At 61.7% G+C, this 25012-nt stretch carries 24 protein-coding genes, 5 pseudogenes and 3 riboswitches; of the genes and pseudogenes, 18 read left to right on the top strand and 11 right to left on the bottom strand.

Going from position 1 to position 25012, the window contains the following annotated elements; genetic code table 11:
* Positions 1–545 precede the first annotated feature (545 nt).
* A complete protein-coding gene (locus WH91_RS24560; protein ID WP_280140260.1) occupies positions 546–1316 on the top strand; it encodes a S8 family serine peptidase in 771 nt (256 codons plus the stop codon).
* Between the two features lie 99 nt (positions 1317–1415).
* Positions 1416–2816 carry a S8 family serine peptidase gene (locus WH91_RS04915; RefSeq protein ID WP_244542466.1) on the top strand — a complete coding sequence of 467 codons (1401 nt, stop codon included), beginning with the start codon at positions 1416–1418 and terminating at the stop codon, positions 2814–2816.
* An 86-nt stretch (positions 2817–2902) separates the two neighbouring features.
* On the opposite strand, the gene queF is transcribed toward WH91_RS04915, so the two are convergent.
* From queF to bluB, 6 genes and pseudogenes are all read right to left on the bottom strand, one after another.
* On the bottom strand, positions 2903–3361 hold the full coding sequence (gene queF / locus WH91_RS04920) for a preQ(1) synthase (RefSeq protein ID WP_244542465.1): 459 nt from the start codon (positions 3359–3361) through the stop codon (positions 2903–2905).
* Entirely contained in the window at positions 3358–3834 is a 477-nt protein-coding gene (ribH, locus tag WH91_RS04925; RefSeq protein ID WP_046169903.1) for a 6,7-dimethyl-8-ribityllumazine synthase, read from the bottom strand. Before ribH ends, queF begins: the two co-directional genes overlap by 4 nt.
* 9 nt (positions 3835–3843) lie before the next feature.
* The gene (locus WH91_RS04930) at positions 3844–5043 is read right to left on the bottom strand and encodes a bifunctional 3,4-dihydroxy-2-butanone-4-phosphate synthase/GTP cyclohydrolase II (RefSeq protein WP_046169904.1); all 1200 of its coding nucleotides are present in this window, start codon (positions 5041–5043) and stop codon (positions 3844–3846) included.
* Positions 5019–5630 carry a riboflavin synthase gene (locus WH91_RS04935; RefSeq protein WP_046169905.1) on the bottom strand — a complete coding sequence of 204 codons (612 nt, stop codon included), beginning with the start codon at positions 5628–5630 and terminating at the stop codon, positions 5019–5021. Before WH91_RS04935 ends, WH91_RS04930 begins: the two co-directional genes overlap by 25 nt.
* 9 nt (positions 5631–5639) lie before the next feature.
* Positions 5640–6647 (bottom strand): bifunctional diaminohydroxyphosphoribosylaminopyrimidine deaminase/5-amino-6-(5-phosphoribosylamino)uracil reductase RibD, encoded by a 1008-nt coding sequence (gene ribD, locus WH91_RS04940; protein WP_046169906.1) that lies wholly within the window; start codon positions 6645–6647, stop codon positions 5640–5642.
* Between the two features lie 93 nt (positions 6648–6740).
* A riboswitch (FMN riboswitch) is annotated at positions 6741–6890 on the bottom strand.
* A gap of 125 nt (positions 6891–7015) precedes the next feature.
* A pseudogene (gene bluB, locus WH91_RS04945) lies at positions 7016–7705 on the bottom strand (5,6-dimethylbenzimidazole synthase); the annotation flags it as partial.
* Between the two features lie 43 nt (positions 7706–7748).
* A riboswitch (cobalamin riboswitch) is annotated at positions 7749–7927 on the bottom strand.
* Positions 7928–7995: 68 nt separating this feature from the next.
* Positions 7996–8110, top strand: a riboswitch (TPP riboswitch).
* A gap of 53 nt (positions 8111–8163) precedes the next feature.
* Between bluB and thiC the strand changes: the two are divergent.
* The 14 genes from thiC (at position 8164) to panC (ending at position 19899) form a co-directional block, all read left to right on the top strand.
* Complete coding sequence (thiC, locus tag WH91_RS04950) at positions 8164–9993, top strand: phosphomethylpyrimidine synthase ThiC (RefSeq protein WP_046169907.1); 1830 nt, start codon at positions 8164–8166, stop codon at positions 9991–9993.
* Complete coding sequence (locus WH91_RS04955) at positions 9974–10996, top strand: FAD-dependent oxidoreductase (protein ID WP_244542464.1); 1023 nt, start codon at positions 9974–9976, stop codon at positions 10994–10996. Before thiC ends, WH91_RS04955 begins: the two co-directional genes overlap by 20 nt.
* Positions 10980–11177, top strand: coding sequence for a sulfur carrier protein ThiS (gene thiS / locus WH91_RS04960; RefSeq protein WP_046169908.1), 198 nt, complete (start codon positions 10980–10982; stop codon positions 11175–11177). Before WH91_RS04955 ends, thiS begins: the two co-directional genes overlap by 17 nt.
* Positions 11178–11180: 3 nt before the next feature.
* The gene (locus WH91_RS04965) at positions 11181–11951 is read left to right on the top strand and encodes a thiazole synthase (RefSeq protein WP_046169909.1); all 771 of its coding nucleotides are present in this window, start codon (positions 11181–11183) and stop codon (positions 11949–11951) included.
* Positions 11948–12547: a thiamine phosphate synthase gene (locus WH91_RS04970; protein WP_046169910.1), complete on the top strand. Its 600-nt coding sequence runs from the start codon at positions 11948–11950 to the stop codon at positions 12545–12547. The genes WH91_RS04965 and WH91_RS04970 overlap by 4 nt, the downstream gene beginning before the upstream one ends.
* Position 12548: 1 nt before the next feature.
* Positions 12549–13526: a HesA/MoeB/ThiF family protein gene (locus tag WH91_RS04975; RefSeq protein ID WP_046169911.1), complete on the top strand. Its 978-nt coding sequence runs from the start codon at positions 12549–12551 to the stop codon at positions 13524–13526.
* On the top strand, positions 13520–14329 hold the full coding sequence (gene thiD, locus WH91_RS04980; RefSeq protein ID WP_046169921.1) for a bifunctional hydroxymethylpyrimidine kinase/phosphomethylpyrimidine kinase: 810 nt from the start codon (positions 13520–13522) through the stop codon (positions 14327–14329). Before WH91_RS04975 ends, thiD begins: the two co-directional genes overlap by 7 nt.
* A 114-nt stretch (positions 14330–14443) precedes the next feature.
* Positions 14444–15142: a 7-cyano-7-deazaguanine synthase QueC gene (queC, locus tag WH91_RS04985; RefSeq protein WP_046169912.1), complete on the top strand. Its 699-nt coding sequence runs from the start codon at positions 14444–14446 to the stop codon at positions 15140–15142.
* The gene (queD, locus tag WH91_RS04990) at positions 15139–15498 is read left to right on the top strand and encodes a 6-carboxytetrahydropterin synthase QueD (RefSeq protein ID WP_046169913.1); all 360 of its coding nucleotides are present in this window, start codon (positions 15139–15141) and stop codon (positions 15496–15498) included. Before queC ends, queD begins: the two co-directional genes overlap by 4 nt.
* A gap of 5 nt (positions 15499–15503) precedes the next feature.
* Positions 15504–16232: a 7-carboxy-7-deazaguanine synthase QueE gene (gene queE, locus WH91_RS04995; RefSeq protein WP_171910598.1), complete on the top strand. Its 729-nt coding sequence runs from the start codon at positions 15504–15506 to the stop codon at positions 16230–16232.
* 42 nt (positions 16233–16274) lie between these two features.
* A complete protein-coding gene (gene panB / locus WH91_RS05000) occupies positions 16275–17090 on the top strand; it encodes a 3-methyl-2-oxobutanoate hydroxymethyltransferase (RefSeq protein WP_046169915.1) in 816 nt (271 codons plus the stop codon).
* Positions 17083–17853 (top strand): type III pantothenate kinase, encoded by a 771-nt coding sequence (locus WH91_RS05005; RefSeq protein ID WP_158409518.1) that lies wholly within the window; start codon positions 17083–17085, stop codon positions 17851–17853. Before panB ends, WH91_RS05005 begins: the two co-directional genes overlap by 8 nt.
* The gene (coaBC, locus tag WH91_RS05010) at positions 17834–19057 is read left to right on the top strand and encodes a bifunctional phosphopantothenoylcysteine decarboxylase/phosphopantothenate--cysteine ligase CoaBC (RefSeq protein ID WP_046169916.1); all 1224 of its coding nucleotides are present in this window, start codon (positions 17834–17836) and stop codon (positions 19055–19057) included. Before WH91_RS05005 ends, coaBC begins: the two co-directional genes overlap by 20 nt.
* Positions 19054–19899, top strand: coding sequence for a pantoate--beta-alanine ligase (gene panC, locus WH91_RS05015; RefSeq protein ID WP_074797815.1), 846 nt, complete (start codon positions 19054–19056; stop codon positions 19897–19899). The genes coaBC and panC overlap by 4 nt, the downstream gene beginning before the upstream one ends.
* 311 nt (positions 19900–20210) lie before the next feature.
* Here the strand turns inward: panC and preA are convergent, their stop codons facing one another.
* From preA to WH91_RS26040, 4 genes and pseudogenes are all read right to left on the bottom strand, one after another.
* On the bottom strand, positions 20211–21533 hold the full coding sequence (preA, locus tag WH91_RS05020; RefSeq protein ID WP_046169917.1) for an NAD-dependent dihydropyrimidine dehydrogenase subunit PreA: 1323 nt from the start codon (positions 21531–21533) through the stop codon (positions 20211–20213).
* Positions 21534–21545: 12 nt separating this feature from the next.
* The gene (locus WH91_RS05025) at positions 21546–22895 is read right to left on the bottom strand and encodes an NAD(P)-dependent oxidoreductase (RefSeq protein ID WP_046169918.1); all 1350 of its coding nucleotides are present in this window, start codon (positions 22893–22895) and stop codon (positions 21546–21548) included.
* Between the two features lie 170 nt (positions 22896–23065).
* Positions 23066–23188: pseudogene (locus WH91_RS24100) on the bottom strand (IS5/IS1182 family transposase); the annotation flags it as partial.
* Between the two features lie 141 nt (positions 23189–23329).
* A pseudogene (locus WH91_RS26040) lies at positions 23330–23630 on the bottom strand (transposase); the annotation flags it as partial.
* An 84-nt stretch (positions 23631–23714) separates the two neighbouring features.
* Between WH91_RS26040 and WH91_RS25900 the strand changes: the two are divergent.
* Positions 23715–24101 (top strand): annotated as a pseudogene (locus WH91_RS25900) (MFS transporter); the annotation flags it as partial.
* 72 nt (positions 24102–24173) lie between these two features.
* On the opposite strand, the pseudogene WH91_RS25260 reads toward WH91_RS25900, so the two are convergent.
* A pseudogene (locus tag WH91_RS25260) lies at positions 24174–24848 on the bottom strand (DEAD/DEAH box helicase family protein); the annotation flags it as partial.
* Positions 24849–24904: 56 nt separating this feature from the next.
* Here WH91_RS25260 and WH91_RS23170 point away from each other — a divergent pair.
* Positions 24905–25012 (top strand): transposase (locus WH91_RS23170; RefSeq protein WP_144408338.1); only part of this gene is annotated, 108 nt, incomplete at its 3' end.

Genomic DNA, 25012 nt, shown 5'->3' on the forward strand with positions numbered 1-25012 from the left:
GCGACGGGATCTGCCGCTCCGCTCAATGACCAGCTCTGCGCCAGCCCCCGTAGCTCACCCCGGCCAGATCGGCCAAAACAACCGCCCGAGTCTCCTTCAGGCTGGATAGAAGTTGGGGGCAACGTCAGCCCCGATTGAGAGACAGCTTGGCCACGCTACGCGCTGTGCAGGGCGGACGCCACACGATAGCCATCTCAGAGGGCGCCCCCCGTTCGATGAGTGAGGAATAGACCGATCTTAACTCTGCAGTGTCGCTGATGACCGGCCCTTTGATTTCACGTCGGATTCCCATCTGCCTGGCGACCTTCCGACGGGACACACCACCTCGCCCAATCTTGAGAAACTTGTGATTATAAGCCGCCCTCGCGATGTGATATTGGCCGAGGGCCGTGGCGTACTGGGGCACACATTTACCTCGATTGGATCGCTTGGTTCGAATGTTTCGTTTTTCCGAATTGCGCTTCTTGGCGCTTGCGTTATTGCTAGCAACAGTAATGGCCGGCTGTTCGGGCGGGGACGGTCCCCCCAGTCAGACACCGATCGGGATGCCAACTCCGACGCCGCCAGCACCACCTCCCGCAACCTGGGCTTCTCGTGGCGTAACTTTTGATCCAGTGCGGGCAGCACAGATTCTGGCATCCGCGGAATTCCGCAACGCCGACGCCAACTGCATCTATGTCGGTTGCGCCGCCTCTGGCCCATTGGCGACAAACCAGTCCCGGGCCTTTGAGCTGCACAATTTGCATACGGCGCTGTCCTCGGGGCTGACGGGCGTCAACAAATTGGTGGCTGTGGTAGACGAGGGGTTCCGCGTGACTCATCAAGAGTTTGCGGGGAAGACCATCCACCAGACGGGGACCTTGCCTGTAGCTGACCACGGCACGCATGTGGCATCCCTGATTGCCGGCGTGAGGGATGGCGTGGGCATGCATGGCGTGGCGCCCGGCGCCAACCTGCACTTCACCGCGCTCAATCCTAGCGGAGCCAGCACACTTGACATCACCAACGTAACCTTGGGCACTCTCAGTGCCGCCACGCTCGGCGCCGTTGCACAGAACAATTCGTGGGGTTTCAACGTCGCCGCCTCGACACTCCAGGCCCATCTTGCGGCCAATCCATCCCAGAGCGTGGCCCAGGGGCTGAATTCCGTTATTGCCAACTACGGCACTAGCAGATGGCAGGCCTATCTCGATGCCCTCAACACCTTCGAGAATGGCGGCGTGGTTGTCTGGGCACTGTCGAACGATGAGACCATGGCCTCAGGCGATGTGATGGCCGCCTTGCCCTACTTTGACACTCGTCTGCAGGGCGCCTGAATCGCTGCCGCCAATGGGTATTTCGAAGTCAACCCGACCGGCGACATCAGCAGGGCCATCAGGCTATCGGCTCCTTGCGGTCTGGCTGCCCGCTTCTGCATTGGCGGAGACGGTACAACCACTGCGGCCAATGCGACGTCGGATACCAGCTACTCGGCAGGTACGGGCACATCCTATGTTGCGCCCCAGATTGCAGGCGCCGTGGCTCTCCTGGCCGAGGCATTTCCGGACCTCACCGCGGAAGAATGGGCCAAGCGACTGCTTGCGAGCGCCGATAACAGTTGGTTCTCGAGCTTGGGGGTGCCGGTCGCGGGCAGTGTCGATTTTGGAAATGGCGTGACGCATGCCTATTCGGGCGAATGGGGGCACGGCGTTCTCGACATCGCCTCTGCCCTGAGCCCGATCGGCACGGTTGCAGTCCTCTCTGGCGACAATGTGGTCACGAGCAATCGGACCAGCCTTGCCGAAAGCGTGCTCCTGACGCCCGCAGCATTTGGCGATGGCCTGACCTCGGCCCTGAGCACCACCGATATTGCCGTCTTCGACAGCCTCAACCGGGGGTTTGCGGTTCAGGGGTCGGACCTCGTGACCGCGCCCCGCCCGTCGATGCTTCCCAAACTGCTGTCGTCCGTGCAGGGACCGGCGTGGGGCGTGCTGCCGTCCTACCGAGAGGTCCGAAGTGCCCTGCCTTCTGCGTCGGACAGCACGGGAACGATATCGCTAGTAAACAGCGCAGCGGGGTTGTTCGACACCGCCGGGCCGACCGCTTTCAATGCTCGCGCTTCGGTGCTGTCGATCGCGCATGACACAATCGCCATGGTGTCAACGCAGCAGGCGGGCCCGATGTCGATCACCGCCATGGGCTTTGCCGGACAAGGCGCGGTGGGCCAGGACAACGGCGTTGCCGGTACCGGCATCAATGTCGCCTGGGGCGGCGAGGCCAGCCGGGTCAGTCTCGGCGTCAGCTATCTTGGCGAACAGGGCAGCCTGCTGGGCTTGGGGCAGAACACGACGTTCGGATTGGGTGGCGGTAGTGCGTCCGGTACGGCACATCTAGGAATTGACCAGATGGTTGTGCCAGGTTTTGAGGTGTTTGGCCGACTCGAGTATGGCGTCGCCAAGCAGTCCGGCGCCACATCTGGTCTCGTGACATCGCTGTCAGACGTCCAATTTTCTGGCTTTGAGATTGGAGCGAGAATGAACAATATTCTTGGCGACAATGACCAGTTGGGCTTTTCCATCGCTCAGCCCTTGCGGATTGAGAACGGGACGATGGGGCTTCAACTGCCCGTCGCTCGTACTGCCGACGGAACGATTGAGCATCGGCAGTCCAGTGCCGAGCTTGCTCCTAACGCCAGAGAGCTGGACCTTGGCATCGATTACAAGGTTCCCCTGCAAGCGGGTCATCTGAAGGTCGGCCTGCAATACCGGCTTGATGCCGGCCATATACAGGGCGCCTCCGCCGCCGGTGCTGCCGTTGGCTTTCGTCAATCGTTTTAGGCCCGTGTTCGAGCAAGCTCTCAGCTCAAGCATTGCTGACCGTCCCGCCAATTCGCGCTCGGCGAGAAGGCCCGGCCTCGTGTCTCTTAGCCCCGCCCGCGATAGGTTGGAACGCCTTGCTCGGGCACCCATACATTGGGCGGTAGGGCTCCATACTGCCAGAAGACATCAATTGGCATTCCGCCGCGTGGGTACCAGTACCCGCCGATCCGCAACCAGTGCGGTTCAATCAGCTCCGCGACCCGACGCCCAATCGCCACGGTGCAATCCTCGTGAAACGCGCCATGGTTGCGGAACGACGTGAGATAGAGCTTGAGCGACTTGGATTCGACCAGCCATTGATTGGGAACGATGTCGATAACGATGTGGGCAAAGTCCGGCTGTCCAGTAACCGGGCAGAGGGACGTAAACTCGGGCGCGGTGAAGCGCGTCAAATACTGGGTATCCGCTTGGGGGTTTGGTACGCGATCGAGGCGCGCAACCTCGGGCGTGGCAGGTATGGTGCTGGAAGTGCCGAGCTGAAGATTGTCTGGCAGGTTGATCACTTCGTGCCCTCTGATTGCTGGTTGACGGCGGCAAGGGTCTGGATCGCCTCAAGGCAGGCAAGAGTGGCCTCGCGGCCCTTGTTATGGGCATCGTCACGGCTGCGCACGATTGCCTGTTCGTCGGTATAGGTCGTCAGGATACCGAAGGTCAGCGGCACACCCGTCGCCAACGAGGCGGCCATCAAACCGGTACTGGCCGCCTGGCTGATATATTCGAAGTGGGCGGTATCGCCCTTGATGACGCAACCCAGGCAGATCACGCCGTCAAATTTACCAGTCCTGGCGAGGGTCTGCGCAATCAGGGGAATTTCGAAGGCGCCCGGCGCAGAATAGATGTCACGATCTGACAGGTTGATGCCGTTATCGGCAAGGCTGGCACGGGCGCCAGAGAGCAGCCCATTCGTGACGTCCACATTGAAGCGGCTCACCACGATTGCGATCCGGAGTTCAGGGGAAGCATTGGTATCGGTCATGTCCAGCTTTCAGTTTTGATGGGCGAGGGTGTGGCCCAATTTCTCGCGCTTGGTTTGCAGGTAGCGCAGGTTGAACGGATTGGGGGCGATGATCAGAGACTGCTGTTCGCGGACGTCAATGCCGTTGGCGCGAAGCGTCTCGGCCTTTTGCGGATTGTTGGTCAACAGGGTGATGGTGACGACACCCAGTGCCCGCAGGATCTGTGCGGCGATCGCGTAATCGCGGGCATCGGCCGCAAAACCGAGATCGGTATTGGCCTCGACGGTATCGCGACCCTTATCCTGCAGGGCGTAAGCGCGAATCTTGTTGGCGAGACCGATGCCGCGGCCTTCCTGGCCTCGCAAATAGATCAGGATGCCGCCAGACTCGCCGATCAGGCGCAGCGACTCCTGCAGCTGGGCGCCGCAATCACACCGCAGCGAGCCAAGGGCATCTCCCGTCAGGCATTCCGAGTGAACCCGCACCAGCGGCGTTCCCGTCATGGGCGCCTTGACCATTGCCAGGTGCTCGGTGCCGTCCAGCAGACTACGAAATGCATGAACCCGCATTGAATCGCCGGAAAAGCCCGATGGCAAGTCGGCCGAAGCCACTTGCTCGACCAGCACCTCGGTCTTGCAGCGATATGCAACGAGATCGCTGATGGGCAGGATGGGCAAGTCGTGTTGAGCCGCGAAAAGTTCCAGATCGGGGCGCCTGGCCATCTCGCCGTCATCGCGCATGACTTCACAGATAGCGGCTGCGGGCTGAAGTCCGGCAAGGCCCATTAGGTCGATAGCCCCTTCGGTATGACCGTTCCTGACAAGAACGCCGCCCTCGGCTGCCCGAAGCGGAAAGATGTGTCCAGGCGACACCACGTCCGCGGCTTCTGCCCTGGGGTTCGTAGCGGCCAATATCGTCCGGGATCGATCATGGGCAGAGATGCCGGTGGTAATGCCTTCTCGCGCCTCGATCGAAACCGTGAACGCGGTCGATCGGCGAGCTCTGTTGGAAGTGGTCATGGCAGGCAATTGTAGCCGGTCCACCTGTTGCCCGGTCAAAGCCAGACAGATGAGACCGCGCCCATGGGTCGCCATGAAATTGACGGCCTCAGGGGTGGCAAACTCGGCAGCGACGACCAAGTCACCTTCGTTTTCGCGGTCCTCGTCATCGACGAGGATTACCATGCCGCCTAAACGCAGTCGGTCTAAAGCTTGGGATAGGGCTGACATAGGCGCTCCACATATTTCGCAATCACGTCGACCTCGACATTGATCTCGTCGCCCGGGCGGGCGGCGTGCAGGTTGGTATGTTCCCAGGTGTGGGGAATGATGGTGATGCCGATGATGGTCCAACCATCGGTGCCAGGACTGACGCTGTTGATGGTCAGGCTGATGCCGTCGAGCGCAATCGAGCCCTTCTCCACGCAGTAGCGGGCCAGCGCGGCCGGCAGCGCCAATTCCAGCCGAAAAGTTCCTTCTTCAGGTGTCACTGTGATCAGCCGGGCCGTCCCGTCGACATGGCCCTGGACAAGGTGGCCCGATAGCCGGGTTTCGAGGCGCACGGAGCGTTCGAGATTGACCCGGTCGCCTTCTGCGACCCGACCCAGGCTGGAGCGGGATGTGGTTTCGGGGCTGACGAAGAATGTGGCTGCCCCACCCGCTTCAAGATGTGTGACCGTCAGGCAAACCCCGTTGATCGCGACACTCTCGCCAAGAGAAAGGTCATCCCAACCCGATTGTAGAACCAGGACGCGGGTTCGCCCCTGTTGGCTGACGCCGGTCACGGGAGCCAATCGTTCAATAATGCCGGAAAACATGTATGCCTCTCACTGCGGTTCGGACTTGGCCCGGTAGCGGACGGTGATGTCGTCATCCGCTGCGAGACGCTGGCGTATCGTTACGTGCTCGTCCCAGAGCGGACTTTCCAGTATGGACTGGGTGAGTTCGGCGCCTGCTTCGGCCAGAACCTCGAGGCATCCAGCCTGACCGAGATGGGTCAGAGCGTTGCCAAGCTCGGTTTCTATCGACACCAGGAAGCCGCGTGCCTGCGCCGCCTCAAGATAGGACGCCGACACGCGACCACGCCGGTCGAGGATGACCAGATGGCGTCGCTTGCCAGCGAAATCTGGCAGCCTTCGGACGGTAAAATGGGGCGCGTCGGCCAGGATCGTTCCGGACCCGGTGATGATCGCGTCGGCCCGCTTGCGCAATCGATGCGCCAGATCGAGTGAGGCGTCAGCCGTGAAGGTTTTTTGCCCCGCGGGTGGGATCATGCTGCCATGGCGATCAAGCGCCTGCTTGACCGTCACCCACGGTTTGCCCGTGGTAGCGTGCTTGGCGAAGGGCGCGATCAGGCGGGTCACCGCCTCGGCGAGCAGGGGGGCGGTCGGATCGTCCAGGTCAATCAGTGCATGTACTGACCGGCCTGCATGGGCAAGATAGTTGCCACCCCCACCGGCAACGAGCGGATTGGGATCGCGGGCCCCGATCCATACCTGACTCGCCGGCGTTTCGAGGATGGCTCCGGTACAGGCCGGCGTTCGCCCGGCATGATTGCAGGGTTCGAGGGTCACCACCACGGTGTGGATGCGATGGAGCGTACCATTGGCGCGGCAGAGCGAGATGGCGAGCGCCTCGGCGTGCGGTCCACCGGCCCGTTGATGGGCCGCTGCGGCCAGCGTTTTGCCTGACGCATCAAGCAATACGCAGCCGACCGGAGGATTGGGCGCGGTGGCGCCTTGCCATTGTCCTGCCAGCTCAACCGCATATCCGAAGGCGGCAGCGATCACGCTGCTCGATAATTGCCCGCCGTGGGAGCTCTCTGGGCTATCCATGCCTGTCCGTCGTCTTGCCAAACCAAGACGCAGCTCAGGGCCCAATGACCACGTGCACCCGTTCCCGGAATGCGGAAACAGGGTCACCCGATCATGTGTTCTCTTCCATCCGGACTATACCGTCGGCCTCGGAATTGAACCGAGTCTGCTGACCCTGCCTCCGAAGAGACAAGCGCTCGCGGGCTGATGCGCCGAAACGCAAACACCGCCGGTGGGGAATTGCACCCCGCCCTGAGAACGTCTGTCGACCCTAAGGGCCGGCCGAGTGCGTATAGGCCGCGGCTCGGCCCGACGCAAGCCTCGGGCCGCCGACCTAGCGCGAAGCTCTCACTCCTGTGGTTTTCCGGCCCGGGCCATTGCGGCTTCCGACCCCAGTGATCCTCAAACACGAGTTCGGCAATCGGCGTGCGTGTCCGCCACCCCCTTTGTTCCAGTTCGGGCGTCGCAAAGAAGCTTTCGACCTTGCCGACGCACAAATAGGCAACCAGCCGGACCGGATCGGGGATTCCCAGAATCGCCTTGACCTCGGCCTCCTTCAGGATGCTGACCCAGCCGACCCCCAGACCCTCGGCTCTGGCCGCGAGCAAGAGGTTCTGGACGGCACAGACCGTGCTGAACAGGTCCATGTCGGGCATGTGGGTGGCGCCCAGCACGACCGGACCACCGCGTGTGCGATCGCAGGTCACGCAGATATTGACCGGCGCGCTGGTGATACCCTCGAGCTTGAGAGCCCGATAAGCGCCCTGGCGATCCTTGGGGAACATTGACGCCGCTTCGACATTAGCGCGCGCAAAGATCCCGGCGACCTGCCGCATCTTTTCGGCATCGCGTATCACCAGAAAATTCCACGGCTGCATGAAGCCGACAGAGGGCGCGTGGTGCGCCGGGTCCAGAATTCGCAACAGCACATCATCGGCGACAGCATCGGGTCGGAACTGGCCGCGCACATCGCGCCGGCTATAGATGGCGCGATAAACGGCCTCGCGCTCGGCGTCGGAGAACGGCTCGCCGGTCGTAAGGCGTGGTTCAAATTCAGGCAGATCAATTGCTTCCGGCATGGCGTTGCCCATGTTCAAAAAACACAGGAGCTGGGGTCCAACCAGCTTCAACGGTCACCTGGCCGGTCTTCTGACTAGGGATCAACCCCGGCGGGCGCCTTCCCGGCCGCGGCCAGTGGCATATGCTCGCAAGGTCCCCCGCACAGCGCTGGGCACGTCGCGGATTACAACCGCGTTCCCGATTCTCCCGCCGCACCAGGCACCAGATCTGGGTCGTGTAGCGCCTCGAAGGGCCATGTGGCAAGGCTGCCGGTGACGGCTTGACATTGGCAAGTCGATGGCGTTTTCTTGCCTCGTCCGAGGGGAGTCCAGGTCCGCATGGGTCTGGTCTGAGATGGCTGAGAAGCCGAACCCTTTGAACCTGATCCGGGTAATGCCGGCGAAGGGACGGGATCGTTATCCGCCACCAGAGCTGCGTCCCGGGTTTCCGTTTTCACGAGAAAACATGGAGACCCTTCGTGAATAAGCCATTCGACACCAAGGCGCCTGGCGCCACGGGTCTGTCCGCTACACCGCTTTCCGGCTCCCGCAAAGTCTATGCAAGCAGCGCACTCGCCGCCGATATGCGGGTGCCGTTTCGCGAGATCGCCATCAACGATCCGACGGCCCCGGCGTTTAGGGTCTACGACACCTCCGGGCCCTATACCGATCCTGCCATTGCCATTGACCTCGAGCGCGGCCTGCCACGTCTGCGCGAAAGCTGGATCGCAGAGCGTGGCGACGCCGCACCCTATCAGGGTCGCGCTATCAAGCCTGAAGACGACGGCCATGTCTCGCCCGAACGGGCCGTCGCGCACTTCCCCCTCTTCAACCAGCCGCTGCGCGGCAAGGCGGGGCGGCCGATCACCCAACTCGACTATGCGCGCGCCGGCATTATCACCAAGGAGATGATCTTCGTTGCCGAGCGGGAGAACCTCGGTCGCCAGCAAATGTTGGACGACGCCGAGGCGCGCCTGGCCGATGGCGATAGTTTTGGCGCGGCCATTCCGCCCTTCATTACCCCCCAATTCGTGCGCGACGAGATCGCCCGCGGTCGGGCGATCATCCCGGCCAATATCAACCACCCCGAAATCGAGCCGATGGCGATCGGGCGCAATTTTCTGGTCAAGATCAATGCCAATATTGGCAATTCGGCCGTGTCTTCCTCGGTCGAGGAAGAGGTTGAAAAACTGGTCTGGGCGATCCGTTGGGGCGCCGACACGGTTATGGACCTATCGACCGGTCGCAATATCCATGCCACCCGCGAATGGATCATCCGCAATTCGCCCGTCCCCATCGGCACGGTGCCGATCTACCAGGCGCTCGAAAAGGTCAATGGCGATCCCTCCAAGCTCGACTGGGACGTGTTCTCGGACACGCTGATCGAACAGTGCGAGCAGGGTGTAGATTATTTCACCATCCATGCCGGGGTGCGCCTCGCCTATGTGCCGCTGACCGCCAAGCGCGTAACCGGCATTGTCTCGCGCGGCGGCTCGATCATGGCCGGCTGGTGCCTTGCCCATCACAGGGAAAGTTTCCTTTACGAGCGGTTCGGCGACATCTGCGACATCATGGCCAAGTACGACGTGTCGTTCTCCCTGGGCGATGGCCTGCGCCCCGGCTCGATTGCCGATGCCAATGACGCAGCGCAGTTTGCTGAGTTGGAAACGCTGGGCGAATTGACCAAGGTCGCCTGGGGTAAAGGCTGCCAGGTGATGATCGAGGGGCCTGGGCATGTCCCGATGCACAAGATCAAGGAGAACATGGACAAGCAGTTGCGCGAATGCGGCGAGGCCCCGTTCTATACGCTGGGACCGCTGACCACTGACATCGCGCCGGGCTACGACCACATTACCTCCGCCATCGGTGCGGGCATGATCGGCTGGTTCGGCACGGCGATGCTCTGCTACGTCACCCCCAAGGAGCATCTTGGCCTGCCCAATCGCGACGACGTCAAGACCGGCGTCATCACCTACAAGATCGCGGCGCATGCCGCCGACCTGGCGAAGGGGCACCCGGCGGCGCAGCTGCGCGACGACGCGCTCTCCAAGGCCCGGTTCGAGTTCCGCTGGGAGGACCAGTTCAACCTCTCGCTCGATCCGGATACGGCGCGCAGCTTCCACGACGAGACCCTGCCCAAGGACGCCCACAAGACCGCCCATTTCTGTTCGATGTGCGGGCCAAAATTTTGCTCCATGAAGATCACGCAGGATATTCGCGACATGGCGGCCCGACAGGAGGGCATGGCGGAGAAGTCGCGCGAGTTCATCGACCAGGGCGCCAAGGTCTATGTCCCGCTTGAGCAGTAGCGCGGTGCTGCGGGCAACCGTGATCGGGGCCGGCGTGGCGGGTTTGACCACCGCCCTGGCTCTGGCCGAACGCGGCCTTGCGGTGGACGTAGTCGAACGCAATGCCGGGCTGGGCCCCGGCAGCTGCTCCTGGCATGCCGGCGGGATGCTTGCGCCCTGGTGCGAAATGGCCTCGACCGAGGCCATTGTCGGCCGGCTGGGCGTGCAGTCCATCGCCTGGTGGCGCGAGCGCTTCCCCGGCACGGTGTCGGAAGGCACGCTGGTGGTCGCCCCTGCACGCGACCTTGTCGAGCTCAACCGCTTCGCCCGGCGCACCGAAGGCTATCACTGGCTGGACGAGGCGGGCATCGTCGCACTCGAACCCGATCTGGCCGATCGCTTCCGCAAGGGGCTCTATTTCCCCGACGAAGCCCATCTCGATCCGCGCCTCGCCTTGGCGGCTCTGGTGGAGCGGCTGGCATCGCTGGGCGTGGCGATCCGTTTTGAAACCGACGTCCTGCCCGAAGCGGCTACTGGCGACCTGGTCTTTGATTGCCGTGGCCTCAGCGGCCGAACCGACATGCCGGCTTTGCGCGGGGTACGTGGAGAAATGGCGGTGATCCGCTCACGGAGTTTCGCGCTGTCCCGGCCGGTGCGTTTGTTACATCCGCGCCTGCCGCTCTACGTGGTGCCGCGCGGCCAAGGCGTCTTCATGCTGGGCGCGACCATGCTCGAAAGCGAAGCGCGGGGGCCGGTCAGCGTGCGCTCCATGCTCGAATTGCTGGGTGCCGCCTTTGCGCTCCATCCTGCGCTGGGCGAGGCCGAAATTCTCGAATTGGCGGCGGATCTGCGCCCCGCGCTTCCTGACAATCTTCCCCGGGTGGAGCGGGCCGGCCGGGTGATCCGGGTCAATGGCCTCTTCCGCCATGGTTTTCTGCTCGCCCCGGTTTTGGCCCAGATCGCCGCCGGCGCGGCCCTAGATCCCCATTTCGATACGGAGCTTCGCCATGCGAATATTGCTTAACGGAACCGAGCACAGGCTGGCGGCGAGCCGCCTTGACCAAGCGCTCGAAGCGCTTGGCTACAAGGGCGCCGTCGTCGCCACCGCCGTCAACGGGCGGTTCGTGCCCACGGCGCGGCGGCCGACAACGCCCCTTGCGGAGGGCGACCACCTCGAAGTGCTCGCACCTATGCAGGGAGGCTGAGGAATGGACTTTTACGGCGTCGAGCTTTCCTCCCGGCTGCTGCTGGGCACAGCCCGCTATCCCTCGCCCAAAATTCTCGAGGCGGCGATCCGCGCGTCTCGCACCGAAATCATCACCGTCTCGCTGCGGCGCGAAGGGGGCGAACAGCGCGCCGGTCAGGCATTCTGGTCGTTCATTCGCGAGCTTGGCGTCCGCATCCTGCCCAATACTGCCGGCTGTCATTCGGTCAAGGAGGCGGTGACCACTGCCCATATGGCGCGCGAACTGTTCGGCACGACCTGGATCAAGCTCGAAGTGATCGGAGAGGCCGATACGCTGCAGCCCGATGTGTTCGGGCTGGTGGAGGCCGCTCGGATCCTGGCCGAGGACGGGTTCGACATTTTTCCCTACACCACCGAAGATCTGGTGGTAGCCGAACGGCTGCTCGAGGCCGGCTGCCGAGTATTGATGCCCTGGGGGGCCCCGATTGGATCGGCGCGCGGGCTCAATAATCTGTTTGGACTTCGCGCCATGCGGGCCCATTTCCCCGATGTGCCTCTGGTGATCGATGCCGGCCTCGGCGTGCCCTCGCATGCGGCGGCGGCAATGGAATTGGGCTATGACGCGGTGCTGCTCAATACCGCCATCGCCGAGGCAGGCGACCCGGTGCGCATGGCCCAAGCATTCGCCCTGGCGGTCGAAGGGGGGCGGATCGCCTATGCCGCTTCACCCATGGAGCCTCGCGACATGGCGGCGCCCTCGACCCCGGTCGTGGGCAAGGCGCACCTGACATGACGCTCGATCGCTTCTATCCCGTAGTGCCCGATGCGGATTGGGTCGAGCGTCTGCTGGCCTGGGGGGCAAGGCTGATCCAGTTGCGGATCAAGGGTTGTCCCGAGCCCGCGCTGCGAGCCCAGATCGAGCGGGCCAGGGATGCCTGCGCGGCGGCGGCCGCGCAATTGGTGGTCAATGATCATTGGCAACTGGCGCTCGATATCGGCTGCGATTTCGTTCACTTGGGCCAGGAGGATTTGGCCGAGGCCGATTTAGCCGCTTTGCGGCGGGCCGGGATACGCATTGGTATCAGCACCCACGACCACGCCGAACTCGACCGGGCTTTGGCCAAAGCCCCCGAATATGTGGCCCTGGGCCCCATCTATCCCACCCAGCTCAAGCAGATGCCCTGGGCGCCGCAGGGCTTGGCGCGGATCGCAGAATGGAAGCGCCTCGCGGGTGCACGCCCTCTTGTGGCCATTGGCGGGCTGACCGTGGCGCGAGCCGAACTCTGTCTTGCCGCCGGGGCCGATTGCGTCGCGGTGGTGAGCGACATCGTGCGCCATCCCGATCCTTCCGGCCAGACCAGGGCCTGGCTGGCAGCAACGAGGCCTTGAGATGACCGATCGCTATACCCGCCAGACGACGCTGACCGAAATCGGGGTGGCAGGACAAACCAGGCTGGCCGCCGCCACGGTGCTGGTGGTGGGTGCCGGGGGGCTGGGCTCGTCGGTCCTGCAGATACTGGCGGGCGCCGGCGTCGGCGGGATTATCATCGTTGACCACGACCATGTCGACATCAGCAATCTGCATCGTCAGCCGCTCTACAACATGGCTGACATTGGTGCCCCCAAAGCGGAAGCGGCGCGTGACGCCTTGCTCCGCGCCAATCCCGATATAGTCGTAGCGGCCCAATCGGAGCGCCTGACGCCGGTCAATGCCGCCGCCTTGATCGATAAGGCGAGCATCGTCATCGACGCCGCCGACAACTTCGCGGTGACCTATATGTTGTCCGACCGATGCCTGGCCGCTGGCAAACCGTTGATCAGTGCTTCGGTGCTCGGTTTGTCCGGCTATGTCGGGGCATATTGCGGCGGTGCGCCTAGCTACCGCGCGGTTTTCCCCGATGTACCGGAAGTCGCAGGCAGTTGCGCCAGTATTGGCGTGCTGGGATCGGCAGTAGCGGTGCTGGGAGGTCTGCAAGCGCATTTGGCGCTCCACCTGCTGCTCGACTGTAGGCCCAGCGTGCTGGGCCGCGTGGTCAGCTTCGACGGCCTTACCCTGCAGTTTGGCGGTTTCAGCTTCGCAGATTGTCCGGAGCCTGAGCATATCGCTCCATTCATCGGGCTCGCGGACCTTGCGCCGGACGACATTGTTATCGACCTGCGCGGCGTGGCCGAAGCGCCGGTGCTGCCGCGGCCCGGGGCGCGTCGCATGGCACCGGACGCAGTCAATTCGTTGGCGGCAGCACATCCGGGCGGGCGCATCGTGCTGTGCTGCCGCAGCGGGCAGCGGGCGCTCCGGGCCGCGGGGCGATTGCAGGCCATGGGCAGGCACAACCTGGCTCTCGTAGCGCTGGAAGGAGGTCCATCCTGACTCCCGTCGCGTTGACCATTGCCGGCTCGGATTCTGGTGGCGGCGCCGGGATTCAGGCCGACCTCAAGACGTTTTCGGCCTTCGGCGTCTTTGGGACCAGCGCCATCACGGCAGTGACAGCGCAAAACAGCATGCGCGTGGGCGCTGTCCACTTGATACCCGCTGAAATGGTGGTGGCCCAGATCGAGGCGGTATTCGCCGATCTACCCGTAGCGTCAGTCAAGATCGGCATGCTTGGAAATGCCGATATCATCGCAGCGGTCGCCAAAAGTCTGGCTCGGCATGGCGCCAGAGGGATTGTCCTCGATCCCGTGCTGGTCGCAACCAGCGGCGCACGCTTGTTGCCAGAGGAGGCGCTGGACGCGCTGGTAACACTGCTGCTGCCGAGGACCCACCTGCTCACGCCTAACCTGCCCGAGGCGGCCGCCTTGACCAACTCGCCAGTTGCCATGAACGAGGCCGCGATGATCACTCAGGCCAGGGCGTTGCTGGCAATGGGGACCCAGGCCGTGCTGATCAAAGGAGGACACGGCGCGGAGAGGCAGAGCACCGACTTGCTCGTCGATGCTGGGGGCGTCACACGTTTTGCCTCTGAGCGCCTGGACGTCGGCGAATTTCATGGTGGGGGGTGCATCTTTTCCGCCGCGATCGCGGCTGGCCTAGCCACGGGTTGGTCGCTTGTCGACTCGATCACCCAAGCCAAGCACTTCATCGCCCGTACCATCGCGGCAGCGCCGAGCCACGCCTTGGGCTCCGGTGCCCGACTGCTGAACCCCGATCGCCGGACTGAGCAGGCCTTTTAGCCACGATGCCGCAGCCGCTGCCCGCCCATTCACAAACTGCCGCCTTTGGCGTAGAGGGAAGGCAGAGCAATCTCCGGTCGTAGCCTTACCCGGTCAAAACAAGGATTTCACATTATGAAGACTCTCGTCATCTGCTCCGGCGGATTGGATTCGGTTTCGCTCGCGTACAAGGTGGCCGCCGAGCAGACCCTCACCGGGCTCGTATCGTTCGACTACGGGCAGCGGCACAGCAAGGAGCTCGGTTTTGCCGCGGCCTGCGCGCAACGGCTTGGCGTCCCGCACCAGATCATCGACATCCGCGACGTTGGCCGGCAACTCAGCGGCTCCGCGCTCACCGACGATGTCGCCGTCCCCGATGGCCACTATGCCGAGGAGTCGATGAGGATCACGGTGGTACTCAATCGGAACGCCATCATGCTGGCGATAGCCTTCGGCGTCGCGGCGGCGCGGCAGTCCGAGGCCGTTGGTGTTGCCGTCCATGGCGGCGATCACTTCATCTATCCCGATTGTCGGCCTGATTTCATAGACGCCTTTCAGGCGATGCAGAACCGCGCGCTCGACGGCTATGCCAACGTTCGCCTTTACGCGCCATTCGTGCATGTGTCCAAGGCGGACATCGTGACCGAGGGCGCCCGGCATGCAACGCCCTTCGATCAGACCTGGTCCTGCTACAAAGGCGGCGACGTGCACTGCGGGCGATGCGGCACCTGTGTTGAGCGCCGGGAAGCCTTCGACCTGGCCCGGCTGCAGGATCCAACAGACTATGCCGATGCCGACTTCTGGCACGGCGCCGTCCGGGCGCGAAGCGCATGACGTTTCGCATTACCAAGGAATTCCATTTCTCGGCATCCCACCAACTCGCCTCGCTTCCGCCTGACCATCAATGCGCACGCCTGCACGGGCACAACTACATCTTGGAAGTCGAATTGTCGGCGGACCAGCTGAACGAGTACGGCTTTGTGCGCGACTATCAGGACTTGTCGGTGCTCAAGCAGCACATCGACGAGACATTCGACCATCGCCATCTCAACGACGTGCTGGGGCATGACAGGGTAACGGCCGAGTGCCTGGCCAAGCACTTTTTTGACTGGTGCAATGTGCGCCTGCCGGAGACTTCGGCGGTACGCGTCAGCGAAACGGCCAAGACATGGGCGGAATACCGGCCATGAAGCACATGGAGCCGCCCAGCATCCGCGTCAGCGAGATTTTCGGACCGACCATTCAGGGCGAAGGCGTGCTCATTGGTCTGCCGACCGTGTTCGTGCGGACAGGCGGGTGCGATTATCGGTGCTCATGGTGCGACAGCTTGCATGCCGTCGATAATCGCTTTCGTGGCGACTGGCAGGCAATGTCAGTGGAGCAGATTTGGGAACAGGTCAGCGCCCTATCCGGCGGTGAACCATTGACGGTCTCGCTGTCAGGCGGCAATCCGGCGATCCAGCCGTTGGGCGAACTGATCGAATTCGGTCACCGAGAGGGTTATCGCTTCGCCTTGGAGACTCAAGGTTCGGTGGCGCGGGACTGGTTCTCGACGTTGGATACTCTTGTCCTAAGTCCCAAACCACCATCGAGCCAGATGAGCACCGACTGGGCACGTTTCGAGGCGTGTCTGGCGGTCGCGCAAGGCAGGCCATTGACTGTGCTCAAGCTCGTGGTCTTCGACGATGAAGACTATGCCTACGCCAAAGATGCGGCGGCGCGCTATCCGCACCTGCCGGTCTACCTCCAGCCGGGCAACCACACGCCACCGTCCCCCGATCGCGACGATGTGATTGTCGACATGACGGGAGTGATGCGACGCATGAAATGGCTCATCGAAAAAGTAACCCAAGACCGATGGTTCGACGCGCGGGTCTTGCCACAGCTTCATATGTTGCTCTGGGGCAATACACGCGGCGTCTAAGCCGCGACAGAACCAACCCAGATGAAAGAACGAGCAAATCACATGTCGGCAAATCGCCCCCAGGCCCGCCTGACCATCCGCAACATTCAGGCGCTCCGCGATGGCGGCGAGCGGATCGCCATGCTCACCGCCTATGATAACGTGACGGCGGCAGTGCTCGACCAGGCCGGAATCGACATCATCCTGGTTGGCGACAGCCTGGGCAACGTAGTGCTTGGCCACCCAACGACCTTGTCGGTGACGCTCGATGACATGATCCGCCATGGCGCCGCGGTTCATCGCGGCACGGCGCGCGCCCTGATTATCTGCGATCTGCCATTCGGAACCGCGACTGATCCGGAGACGGCGCTGCGAAGCGCCATCACCGTTCTTCAGCAGACCGGGTGTCAGGCTGTCAAGATCGAAGGCGGGGCGCCGGCGGCTCCCACCATAACGCGGCTAAGGGAACAGGGTATTCCCGTCATGGCCCATATCGGGCTCATGCCACAGGCCGTCCATCAACTGGGGGGCTACTATGTACATGGTAAAAACGCCGAAAGCGCCGAGAGATTGATGGAGACAGCATTGGCCTTGCAGCACGCCGGTGCATTTGCCATCGTGCTGGAATGCATCGTCCCGGACCTCGCCGCAGAGATCACGCGCCGGCTCACAATTCCCACGATAGGTATCGGCTCCGGGGCCGCCTGCTCAGGTCAGGTGCTTGTGGTCAATGATCTTATTGGCCTTAATATCGAGCGACCACCCAGCTTCGTCGTCCCCCGGGCAGACGTGGCGGCAGTGATCCGCGAGGCCGCGTGCGCCTATGTCGCCGAGGTCAAAAACGCCTCCGGGCAATCCAAGGAGACGCAAGTTGACTGAGCACTGGTTGCTGCTCGATATCGGCAACACCCACACCGTTGGGGGCCTTTTCCGCACCGATGGCACGCGGGTCGCCGAAGTCCGGTTTCGTACAGATAGCCAATGCACCGCGGACGAGTATCGCGTTCTACTAACGCAATTGTTTCGGGAGCGCCTGGGCCGCGACATCTGGGACTTGGCCGCTCGCGTCGTGCTATCGACGGTCGTACCCGCTCTGGAATCGATCGTTACCAGGGCCTGCCACATCCTGCCCGTGCTGTTGGTCAGCGCGCGACTGCAGCGCGATTTTGAGCTGGCGATCCCGCACCCTGAGCAACTGGGCGCGGACCGCCTTGCCAACGTTGCGGGCGCCCTGGGGCTAGTGGCGCCCCCCCTGTTGATCGTGGACGCGGGAACTGCAACAACATTCTGTCTCATTAACCGGCGCCGGGCCTATGTTGGCGGCGCTATCGTCCCCGGCCTCGAAACGAGCTGGCGTGCCCTGCAGGCACGCGCAGCAAAGCTGTTTTCGGTCGAACTGACCCGGCCTGATAATGCTGTGGGCAATACCACCGAAACGCAGATTCAAAGCGGCGTGCTGCAGGGCTATGAAGCGCTGATCGAGGGCATGACCGACCGACTGCTGAGCGATGCCGGCCTCGAGGGCGCTACGTTGATCGCTACCGGCGGTTGCACCCGGCTGATCCGCCTGTCGGACCGCTTCCGGCTGGTACCGGAACTTACCCTGCTGGGCCTATTTCGCTATGGGCAGTGCAATGTCTAGCAATATTCTGATCGCTCTGAGTGGCAGTATCTCTGCATACAAGATCGCCGATGTGGTGTCCGAACTCGCCAAGCAGGGCCACAGCGTACAATGCATCGCCACGCCGAGCGCGCTGAAGTTCATAACGCCGCTGGTGCTGGAAACCTTGAGCGGCCGGCCAGTTCGCTCGGCCTTGTTCGGTCCCGAGATTGCGGGAACCGAGCATATAGAGCTGGCGCGTTGGGCCGACCTGCTGGTGGTGGCGCCCGCAACGGCCAACACCATAGCCAGGTTAGCCCTGGGGCTGGCCGACGATCTGATTACCACCGTGGCCTTGGCCACCGAAGCGTCAATTCTGATCGCCCCCGCGATGAACACGGTCATGTGGGAAAATACGGTAGTCCAGCAGCACGCCACCACCTTGGCTGGCCGCGGAATTGCCTTCATCGCTCCGGCCGCCGGGGTACTCGCCTGCGGCGAGGAGGGCGTGGGCAAGCTCGCACCCGTCGAAACCATTGTCGCCGCGATCAACAATGCCTGCGGCGGCACGACACAGGACCTTGCTGGCACCACGGTGTTGATCACAGCAGGACCCACGACGTCGCCGATCGATGCGGTGCGCTACATCACCAATCACTCGACCGGACGCATGGGAGCGGCGATGGCCGAGGAAGCCCTACGTCGGGGGGCGGCGGTGCGCTACGTGTTGGGGATCGATAAAGGGGTGGTGCGCCCCACCCCGCCGCGGCGGGGTGCAGAACGGCTCACTTTGGTGGAGGTTCACACCGCCGAGGAAATGGCTGCCGCCGCGATGGGGTTTCTGCCAGAGGTGGACGGCGTTATTGCCACAGCGGCGGTGCTCGATTATTGCATGGCCGCGCCCGCCGCCCGCAAGTTGAAGCGCGCGAGCGCTGCAACGACGCTGAACATGGTGCCGTCCGTAGATGTGCTCAAGACACTGCGGCAGGCAGCCAGCGGACAATGGTTTTTGGCGTTTGCCGCGGAAACCGACGATGTTGAGGCGAACGGTCTGGCGAAACTACGAGCCAAGGATGTCGACTTTTTGTTCGCCAACCCAGTAGCGGCCACCGGCAAGACCAGCCAGACAGGTTTCGCCGTATTAACCAATGGCGGGATTCTATTCTCGCGACTTGGTGAGCCCATAACTTTGCCGGTTATGAGCAAGCCGGACCTTGCCCGTCGTTTGTGGGACCTCATCACATGACCATTATCTTGCGCTCCGTAGATGACGTACGGGCCTGGCGCAAAGGCTTGCCTACCGGAAAGAAACTTGGCTTTGTGCCGACCATGGGTGCCCTTCATGCCGGCCACCTGAGCTTGATCGAACTGGCCCGGCAGCGTAGCGATATCACGATTGCCAGCATTTTCGTGAACCCGCTGCAATTTGGGCCTTCGGAGGACCTCAACCGCTATCCGCGGCCGATCGAGAAGGACACCGCCCTTCTCCAGGCAGCCGGGGCCGATGCGTTGTTCCTGCCTGAGGTTGCGGACCTCTACCCTGCTGGCGCCTCAACTTTTGTGATCGAGGAGTCCGTATCATTGCCGCTCTGTGGGGCCGTGCGACCGGGACATTTCCGTGGCGTGGCGACCATCGTGCTCAAACTTTTCAACATCGTGCAACCCGACGTCGCCGTCTTCGGCCAGAAGGACGCCCAACAGTGCGCGGTCGTCGAACGAATGGTGCGTGACCTCAACATGTCTATCGACATCGTCCGGGCCCCAATAGTTCGTGAAGGAGACGGTCTCGCCCTCAGTTCGCGCAACGTTTATCTGACTTCCGAAGAGCGCAGTGCCGCGCCAACAGTTTATGCCAGTCTTCAGATGGCAAAAGCCGCCTTTGAGAGTGGGGAGAGACGCGCTGACGCCTTGAAGGCAGTCGGTCAAGCCGTACTCAGTGCCAAACCAGGCTTTACTGTGATCTATTGGGAAGTTTGCAATGCTTCAAGTCTTAGCATGATGCGGACGGTTGGACCGGACGGCGCGTTATTTGTTGTTGCCGCATGCATCGGATCAGTACGTTTAATTGATAATATCGGGGTCAACTGATCCAATTCCCAATATTCATATCGTAACTTTATCTGACAGGGCAATTCAGGAAATTTATAGGCGTGAATGATCATAACCAGATTATCAAACAAGCTAATTTGTTAGTAGATAAATGGGAAACCCAGAAATTCAAATTTAAGTTTAAGTTGAGCTTTAACTAAAGGATAGAGAGGCAATTTCTTGCATAACTATTCTTGAGTCAGTATTTCGTCGTTTCGATTGTACGGAAACTGCGCGTTTAAATCGACCGGGTAGAGTTTAAACTCAATTTAACGCCTGGCGAAGATAAAATACTCGACGCGTTTAGAGACCTACTCCGCTGACTCGATAGCCGCCTTCGCCATCGGATTGTTGGGATGCGTCGTCCAATTTGCGTAGTGCGGATCAACCCGCTTGCCGGTCCGTGTGTCCATCGTTCCCGGCTCCAGCGCTATCATTGTGATACAATCCTCAATCGGGCATACATTAACGCAAAGATTGCAGCCAACACACTGATCGTCCATCACCTCAAAATGCCGCTTGCCATCCTTTTCCTTCATGATTGCCTGGTGCGACGTGTCCTCGCAGGCGATGTGGCACCGGCCGCAACTGATGCACTGGTCCTGGTCGATCTTCGCCTTGGTGATGTAGCTGAGGTTGAGGAATTGCCAGTCAGTGACGTTGCGCGTGGCACGCCCGGTGAAGTCGTCGAGCGTCTTGTGGCCCTTCTCGTCCATCCAATTTGAGAGACCGGAGACCAACTCTTCGACGATCTTAAAGCCATAGACCATCGCCGCAGTGCAGACCTGCACATTGCCCGCGCCCAGAGCCATGAATTCGGCTGCATCACGCCACGTGGTGATTCCACCAATGCCCGAGATAGGCAGCCCATAAGTTTCCGGATCACGCGCGATATCGGCCACCATATGCAAGGCGATCGGCTTGGCCGCCGGTCCGCAATAGCCGCCATGCGTGCCCTTGCCGTCGATGGTTGGCATTGGCGCAAAAGTGTCGAGATCAACGCCGGTGATTGAGTTGATGGTGTTAATCAGACTCACTGCGTCAGTGCCGCCCTTTTTTGCCGCCCGCGCCGGTTGACGCACATCGGTGACGTTTGGCGTCAGCTTGGTGATGACAGGCATACGCGAATACTGCTTGCACCAGCGCACGACCATTTCGACATATTCCGCCACCTGGCCGACCGCCGCTCCCATGCCGCGCTCGCTCATCCCATGTGGGCAGCCAAAGTTTAGCTCGATTCCGTCGGCTTCCGTTTCCTCGACCAACGGCAAAATCGCCTTCCAGGCGTCCTCCTCGCAGGGCACCATTATCGAAACGATCATCGCGCGGTCGGGCCAGTTCTTCTTGACCTGCTTGATCTCGGTGAGATTGCGGTAAAGATCGCGGTCTGTGATCAGCTCGATATTGTTGAAGCCCAGCAGGCGCCGGTCGGCACCCCAGATCGCACCGTACCGCGGTCCGTTCACATTGACGACCGGCGGGCCTTCCTCCCCCAGTGTCTTCCAAACCACGCCACCCCAGCCCGCCTTGAAGGCGCGCTCGACATTATAGGCTTTGTCGGTCGGCGGCGCGGACGCCAGCCAGAACGGGTTCGGCGACTTGATCCCGACGAAGTTGTTGCGAATGTCCGCCATGGCGTCTGTCCTTCAGATTCTAGCGAGATAGCGGTTGATGCTCTCGGCCGCGTCGCGCCCCTGCGCCACCGCGGTCACCGTCAGGTCGTCGCCTGTATCGGCGCAGTCGCCGCCGGCCCACACGCCGTCGCGCGACGTACGGCCTTCCGTGTCAGTGTGAACCCGGCCACCATTGAGGTCGAGCCCGGCCGCCGACTGGTCTTCCAGCGTTTGGCCGATTGCTTTGAACACCTGGTCGGCCCCGATCGTTATGGTGCGACCTATCCCGGCGAGCCGGCCATCTTTGAGCTCGGTATACTCCAGCTCCACGCCGGTAACCTTGCCATTTTCTGTGAGGACCCGCTTGGGCTGCAGCCAATGCCGGATGGTCACGCCCTTCGAAGCCGCAAGATCCTGTTCGAAACCCGAGGCATTCATCTGTTCCTGCCCGCGCCGGTAGCAGATCGTCACCTCCTCGGCGCCGAGGAGCTTTGATTGCACGGCGGCATCAATGGCGGTCATGCCGCCGCCGATCACCACGACACGCCGCCCGACTGGCAGGGTGGAAAGGTCGGTCGCCTGCCGCAGCTCTGCGATGAAATCCACCGCGTCCCGGAGCCCATGCAGGCCTTCGTTCTCGCCCTCTGCCAGCAGCGCATTGACCCCGCCCAGGCCGATACCGAGGAATATTGCGTCGAAATCCGTGCTCAGTTGCGCAAGGCTCAATTCACTCCCCAGCGACTGGCCGAGCTCGATGGTGATTCCACCAATGGCCGTCACGTAATCAACCTCAGCTTGCGCGAAACCTTCAGGGGTCTTGTAACTTGCGATGCCATATTCGTTCAGCCCGCCGGCCTTCGGTCGTGCATCGAAAATCGTCACCTCATGGCCGTGCATTGAGAGCCGGTGCGCCGCCGCCAGTCCAGACGGGCCGGCTCCGACTACAGCTATCTTCTTGCCCGTATCCGGTGCGCGAGTGAAGAACTGCTTGCCCTCTTCCATCGCGATGTCGGTGGCATAGCGCTGCAGCTGTCCTATCTTGACCGGCTTGCCCTCGGCCTCCATGCGCACGCAGGCGTCTTCGCACAACTGCTCGGTAGGGCACACCCGCGCGCACATGCCACCAAGGATGTTCTGCGCAAGGATCGTTTTGGCGGCGCCCAGCGGATTGTCGGTTGAAATCTCGCGGATAAACAGCGGAACGTCGATCGAAGTCGGGCAGGCATTCATGCAGGGCGCGTCGTAGCAGAAATAGCACCGATCAGCCTCCACGAAGGCCTCGTGTCGACCTAGTGGCGGATGAAGTTCTGAGAAATTCTGCGCATACTGGTCAGTGCTGAGACGTCCGGGTACGATGCCTTCTTTAAGCATATCGCCGCTCATGACCGCCTCCAATAAAGCCATTCCATGCAGCGACGCTAACGCAGCTTAGAAATTTTATCAATTGGTCAAAAATCAAGATGGCTTCGTGCCCGGCGCGCTCCAAGGAGCCTTCAATAATGGCCTTGGTTGGGGCCGAAATAACGCTGATACTGGCAGCACCGTGCGAGGCTCACATGCACGATGCCCGAGATTACGCGCCGGTCATCAACCCGCGCCACAGCTCGCGTGTCCGTCGGCGGCAGCGACGCCAACCGCCCGAAGTGTTCCTCGCTCAGCCAAAACTCACTCGCTATGTCCGTCTCCTCGGGCAGTGGACCGGTTGATTAAAGAGCGGGACATTGCCCGAACTTTGCGGTTACTAGAGGGTTTGGTACCTCACATGTGTCAATCGGCGTCGGATAAGGGCTGTGACGCAATTTCGAAGATGTTTCCGGTCATTGCACTCCGATAAGTCGCGCTTTGATCAGGTAGAGTTGGCACGACCATACATCTGGCGTTTGACCAGCTTGAATTTGGTGATCTGGCCCTCTGTCTGACCATTGGACCGGGGTTTTGTAATGGCGGCAGCCACGGCCGCTGATCTGCTCTGATGCCGACGGCGAATGAGGCAATGGGGCTTGCCATGGCATCGCCGATCCAGGCCCGGAGTTCAGTATCATCCTTGGTTCTGATCATCATCTGGAACTGTTCCACCAGTCCGCGCGCCTTGACCAGCGCTGGAACCGCGGCCTCGATGTGGATGACCCGGGTCGGCCGCCGGATCGGGTTCATCGCCGGCGCCAGCCTAGGCACTCTGGGTGGTTTGCTAGCCGGGGAGGTATGTTTACCTCGTCCTTGACGCTGCTTTGCCTGGGTACATTCCTCGCCGGGACCTATCAGGGCCTCGCCCAGTTCTATCGCTTTGCCGCTGCGGAGGTCGCCAGCGACACGTTCAAGCCGCGCGCGATATCGCTGGTGCTGGGCGGTGGCGTGGTCGCCGCACTGGTCGGCCCGCTCCTCGCCCGCATCGGCGGCGATCTCCTGCAGCCAGCCTACACAGCTTCGTTCCTGTTCTTGGCCCTGGCATCCGTGCTGGCAGTGGGTGTCCTGCTGGGCGTCAACGTCCCCAAGTCGGTCGATACGGCGGAGGACAAAGCCGCCGCCCGCTCGCTCAGGGAAATCGTGCGGCAGCCGACCTATCTGGTGGCGCTGTTTGACGCGGTGACCGGCTACGGCGTCATGATCCTCGCCATGACCGCGACGCCGCTCGCCATGGTGCACCACGACCATAGCCAACGTCTCCCGCTGCTGAAACGCGTAGTAGTTCGTGATGACCACCTTGGCATTGCCAAGCTCCATCATCATCTCGGGCGGCACCAATTCTCGGGTTCGATAGTAGTTTTCGTGGTCGGATGGCATCAATACGCGCAGTCGATCCTTGATCGTGATCCCTGGCGCCACGATCAAAAAGCCACGAGAAAACAACGACGGGTTGGGTTGCCGCGCATTATTGATGGCCTGCCAGGCAATCAACATGGCCATCACTGTCGTCTTTCCGGCGCCTGTCGCCAACTTCAGCGCCAGGCGAAAGAGTTCGGGGTTGGCATCGGCATTGGCGCCTTCCAGCGTCCGAAAGATATGAGAAAATTGATGCTTGCCCCGAGCAACTTCGTTCAGCCAGATGACTGTCTCGATGGCCTCCAACTGGCAAAAGAACGGCCTCTGGTTGTTAAAGTCGTTGTGTCGCGAATGCTGAAGCAGGCGCTGTGTGGCTGGCATGACACCCCAGTCTGCCGGATCTCGCAGCCCTCGCCAAGCTTCAAGATAGGCCCGGATTTCATTCACGATCACACTTGGATTGTACCGTGTCGGACCGCTTTCGTCTTCCAGCAACAGTTCTGCCTGCTGGGCCTTCGGGGACTGTTTGCGGCTCCGCGGGACTGGAACCATATATCTTGAGGGTAATCCCCCCTCTGATCAATCGGGTTTAAAAGTAGAATTTTCTCGGCACTATGAACGAGGAGATTTTGATGAAGATGACGAGATATAGCGAACCCCAGATCCTGGCGATCCTGCGCCAGGCCGAAGGTGGGGTTGGGGTGTCCGATCTGTGCCGAGAGCATGGGATGAGCACTGCC

Origin of the sequence: Devosia psychrophila (genome assembly GCF_000971275.1) — a bacterium.
Classification (GTDB): Bacteria; Pseudomonadota; Alphaproteobacteria; order Rhizobiales; family Devosiaceae; genus Devosia; species Devosia psychrophila.

Coding starts and splice junctions, on each gene's coding strand:
- WH91_RS05025 (WP_046169918.1), bottom strand. CDS start 22,895: ATGAGCGGCGATATGCTTAAAGAAGGCATCGTACCCGGACGTCTCAGC.
- queD (WP_046169913.1), top strand. CDS start 15,139: ATGACGTTTCGCATTACCAAGGAATTCCATTTCTCGGCATCCCACCAA.
- WH91_RS04970 (WP_046169910.1), top strand. CDS start 11,948: ATGACGCTCGATCGCTTCTATCCCGTAGTGCCCGATGCGGATTGGGTC.
- ribH (WP_046169903.1), bottom strand. CDS start 3,834: ATGACCGATACCAATGCTTCCCCTGAACTCCGGATCGCAATCGTGGTG.
- ribD (WP_046169906.1), bottom strand. CDS start 6,647: ATGGATAGCCCAGAGAGCTCCCACGGCGGGCAATTATCGAGCAGCGTG.
- WH91_RS24560 (WP_280140260.1), top strand. CDS start 546: ATGCCAACTCCGACGCCGCCAGCACCACCTCCCGCAACCTGGGCTTCT.
- queC (WP_046169912.1), top strand. CDS start 14,444: ATGAAGACTCTCGTCATCTGCTCCGGCGGATTGGATTCGGTTTCGCTC.
- WH91_RS04930 (WP_046169904.1), bottom strand. CDS start 5,043: ATGTCAGCCCTATCCCAAGCTTTAGACCGACTGCGTTTAGGCGGCATG.
- WH91_RS04965 (WP_046169909.1), top strand. CDS start 11,181: ATGGACTTTTACGGCGTCGAGCTTTCCTCCCGGCTGCTGCTGGGCACA.
- thiS (WP_046169908.1), top strand. CDS start 10,980: ATGCGAATATTGCTTAACGGAACCGAGCACAGGCTGGCGGCGAGCCGC.
- panC (WP_074797815.1), top strand. CDS start 19,054: ATGACCATTATCTTGCGCTCCGTAGATGACGTACGGGCCTGGCGCAAA.
- WH91_RS04935 (WP_046169905.1), bottom strand. CDS start 5,630: ATGTTTTCCGGCATTATTGAACGATTGGCTCCCGTGACCGGCGTCAGC.
- WH91_RS04955 (WP_244542464.1), top strand. CDS start 9,974: ATGTCCCGCTTGAGCAGTAGCGCGGTGCTGCGGGCAACCGTGATCGGG.
- panB (WP_046169915.1), top strand. CDS start 16,275: ATGTCGGCAAATCGCCCCCAGGCCCGCCTGACCATCCGCAACATTCAG.
- WH91_RS04975 (WP_046169911.1), top strand. CDS start 12,549: ATGACCGATCGCTATACCCGCCAGACGACGCTGACCGAAATCGGGGTG.
- queE (WP_171910598.1), top strand. CDS start 15,504: ATGGAGCCGCCCAGCATCCGCGTCAGCGAGATTTTCGGACCGACCATT.
- coaBC (WP_046169916.1), top strand. CDS start 17,834: ATGGGCAGTGCAATGTCTAGCAATATTCTGATCGCTCTGAGTGGCAGT.
- preA (WP_046169917.1), bottom strand. CDS start 21,533: ATGGCGGACATTCGCAACAACTTCGTCGGGATCAAGTCGCCGAACCCG.